3 protein-coding genes are annotated in these 2,938 nt (G+C 71.0%); all 3 read left to right on the top strand.

What is annotated here, in order from left to right; genetic code table 11:
- A partial coding sequence (locus tag PUR61_RS01680) for a helix-turn-helix transcriptional regulator (RefSeq protein WP_329874861.1) occupies positions 1-650 on the top strand: 650 nt, incomplete at its 5' end.
- A 472-nt stretch (positions 651-1,122) separates the two neighbouring features.
- Positions 1,123-1,923 carry a DUF817 domain-containing protein gene (locus PUR61_RS01685; protein ID WP_329874863.1) on the top strand — a complete coding sequence of 267 codons (801 nt, stop codon included), beginning with the start codon at positions 1,123-1,125 and terminating at the stop codon, positions 1,921-1,923.
- A 190-nt stretch (positions 1,924-2,113) separates the two neighbouring features.
- The coding region (locus PUR61_RS01690) for a histidine kinase (RefSeq protein ID WP_329874865.1) at positions 2,114-2,938 on the top strand (825 nt) is incomplete at its 3' end.

The raw sequence follows: 2,938 nt of genomic DNA on the forward strand, positions 1-2,938 counted from the left end.
CCGACCCGCACGACTTCCTCGCCTTCCTCGACCGCAAGGAAGCCTGGGCCCACGCCTGGGACCTCGTCCCCACCGCCGTCGAAACCCTCCTCGCCCTGCGGCGGCTGGCGGAGGCCGAGGCCCTGGCCGCACGCCACGCCAGCGGGATCGAGGGCCGGGACGCACCCGGCGCCGTCGCCGAACACCACCTGTGCCGCGGGCTGCTGCTGCGCGCGGCCGACCCTGACGCGGCGATGGCGGCCTTCGACCTCGCGGCCGCACGATGGACCGCCATCGGCCGCCCCTACCCCGCAGCCCTCGCCACCGAACGCGCCGCCCGCACCCGCACCGACCTCGACGACGTCTCCGCCCGCCTCACCGCACCGATCACCGCCTTCGAACACCTCGGCGCCACCTCCGACGCCGCCCGCTGCCACCGCACGCTACGGGAACTCGGCAAAGCGACCTCCAACCCCCGCGGCCGGGCCGGCTACGGCGACCGCCTCTCCCCCCGCGAAGAACAGATCCGCGACCTCCTCACCACCGGCGCCACCAACAAGGACATCGCCGCCGCACTCTTCCTCTCCACCCGCACCGTCGAGAACCACGTCGCCCGCGTCCTCACCAAACTTCGCACCACCCGCGCCGACCTCACCGACCCACCCGGCTGAGACGCCGCAGGTAGTGACGGCGGCGGGCGGCGGCCTGGTGGCGACTGCGGCATTCCGGCCGCCGGTGAAACAGTCCGCTCGGCGTTACCGTGCGGAGGATTCGCCTGCGCCCGGAGAAGGCGGCGGACCTCCTGGACGGTCGGGTCCACCGGTCGGCGCTGTGTGCCGGGCGGTTCAACCGCCGCCGACAGGGCGCGCTTCCGTTCAGTACGACTTCAGGATGACAGCTGATCGGCAAGGAGTCTGACGACGCCCGCCGGTTGACACCGGAGGATGTGACCACCCCAAGGCCTCGAAGCGCAGGTTGTGGAGCAGCGAACCTCCCGATGACCCACCCGCCTGTTCGAGCCCTGGAGCAGCAAGCCTTACGGAAGCGCAGGCCGCTGGTACGCGTTGCCGGCTCGGCGCGTGAAGCGCCGCTGTCCCCGAGTACCCGGTGCCGCGTCGGACCAACAACTCTGGACCGCCACCCATGCACGTGACCACCCCCGTCAGCTACCTGGCCCAGCTGTGTCGAGAGCTCACCGACTTCACCTGGAGACAGACCCGCGCCTGTGCCTACGCCATCGCGCTGCTCGCAGGTGTGGCGGCTTCCACCGCGCTGCCGAGTTTGCCCCTGGCCCGCTACGACCTACTCGTCGTCTACGGCATCCTGCTCACCCTGACGTTCTGGCGGTGCGGCTGGGAGACTGGTCGCGACGTCGCCGTCATCGCCGTCTGCCACGTCATCGGACTGGTATTCGAGCTGGTGAAGGTGCACCTCGGCTCGTGGAGCTATCCGGAGCCGGCGGTACTGAAGATCGGAGGCGTCCCGTTGTACGGGGGGTTCCTCTACTCGGCTGTCGCCAGCTACGTGTGCCGTGCCTGGCACCTCTTCGACCTGCGGCTCACCCGCTACCGCCGCTGGCCGACAGCTGGGGTTGCGGCTCTGATCTACGTCAACTTCTTCACCCATCACTGGCTGCCCGACGCGCGCTGGCCGCTGGCCGCCATGCTGTTGGCGGTCACCGCCGGCACAACGGTCAGCTACCGCGTCCGCGGCGACCGACGACGCATGCCTCTCGCGTTGTCGTTTCTCCTCATCGGCTTCTTCCTCTGGCTGGCGGAGAACCTGGCCACCTACTCCGGTGCCTGGCGGTACCCCCACCAGCTACAGGGCTGGGAGCCCGTTGCTCCCGCAAAGATCGGCGCATGGACGCTGCTGATCAGTGTCACGTTCGTCCTGGCAACGATCGGCAGACTTCGGCCGCCCAGTAGTCCGCGCTCTCCTTGACGGGCTTTCCTGCCCCACCCAGCGGGGCCCGGCAGGTTAACGACGCCGGGGTGTGGTCGCGGATGCCAGCCGGGAAGCGGGGCCCGGTGCTGAGCGACTCGGAGCGAGTGGCCCTGACCGCGGCGAATCCCGCTCCCCCACCTGATAGGAAGAGCACAGCACAATCCCGATCGAAGGGGGCACGGAAGAGATGGCCGTCCTGACGCCGAGGCGCCTCTGGAAGGGATACAGCAAACCGCAGCGCACCGAGCTCTACCTCCGCTGGTCGCTCTACCTCGTGCCGCTGGTCATGCTCCCGCTGATCATGCTGGCCATCGCCGCCGCCCCGGACGTCCAACCGAACACCGACGGCATCGCCCGGATCTGCCTGGTCGTCGTCCTGGGCACCACCCTGCTGACCCTGCCGGCCCTGCGCACCTCACTCGACCACTACCTGAAGCGGCCCACCGACCACCTGCGCTGGCTCGTCGCCGTGGGCGTCGTGGCAGTGGCCGGCTCCTGGGCCGTACTGCTGCTCGGCCCGGCCGGCGGCGGGCCGGGCAGTCCGTACGCACCGCCGTTCACCGCCGTGGTCGTCTCCGCCCTGCTGGCCACCGCCTTCTGCCCGGCGAGCGTGGGCCTACCGGTGGGCCGGGCGTGCCTCGCCGGGGCGGTGGCCCAGCTCCTGATCGCCCCCGCGGCCCTGCTGGCCGGGCTCAGCGCCCCGACCACGGCCGGCCTGCTGCTCGGCAACCTGATCACGCTCGTCGTCGTCGGCCTCAGCTGCCGCAGCTTCGCCTGGCTGCAGTCCGTCGTCTGGGAGCTGGACACCGCCCGCGAGGCCCAGGCCCGGCTGGCCGTCGCCGAGGAGCGGCTGCGGTTCTCCCGGGACCTGCACGACGTCATGGGCCGCAACCTCACCACCATCGCGCTCAAGAGCGAGCTCGCCGTCCAACTGGCCCGCCGGGGCCGGCCGGAGGCCGCCGACCAGATGACCGAGGTGCAGCGGATCGCCCAGGAGTCCCAGCGCGAAGTC

Source organism: Streptomyces sp. BE20 (assembly GCF_036322525.1).
GTDB lineage: Bacteria > Actinomycetota > Actinomycetes > Streptomycetales > Streptomycetaceae > Kitasatospora.